1 pseudogene is annotated in these 406 nt (G+C 67.5%); it reads right to left on the bottom strand.

Annotated features, from left to right (window positions below):
* A pseudogene (locus B2W52_RS13295) lies at nt 1-406 on the bottom strand (hypothetical protein); the annotation flags it as partial.

Genomic DNA, 406 nt, shown 5'->3' with positions numbered 1-406 from the left:
GTCGTCCCGGGCCAGCAGGGGCTCCAGCGGGCCATAGCCGAGGACATCGTTGATGATGTCCTGGACCAGGGTCTCCTGCTCGGAGATCGACATGGAGACGTTCTTAATCGCCACCAGTTCGGCGACGATGTCGCGGATCTCCTCGGCCGCCGCCTTGACGTCCAGCTGGGCGAGCTGCGCCAGGTCGATCGTATTGATCAGGGCGTTGAAGATCGTCGTCTTGGTGGCGTGGTAATAGTCCGACTGCTCGCGCACCACCTGGGTGGCCGGCGCCGGGCCCTGTGCGTTGCGCAGCTGTTCGAAGCCGCTGGTGGCCTTTGGCCCATCGGCCTTGCCGGACTTGGCGGCGTCGGTCCTGGGCCGTGTCGCCTCGACCGCCGGCGGGGGTTCTGACCGCTGGGGCCGG

It is taken from the genome of Marinobacter sp. UBA2498 (assembly GCF_002341575.1).
GTDB lineage: Bacteria > Pseudomonadota > Gammaproteobacteria > Pseudomonadales > Oleiphilaceae > Marinobacter > Marinobacter manganoxydans.
The sequence above is the reverse complement of the archived record's forward strand: the minus strand, read 5'-3'. Positions and strand labels throughout refer to the sequence as shown.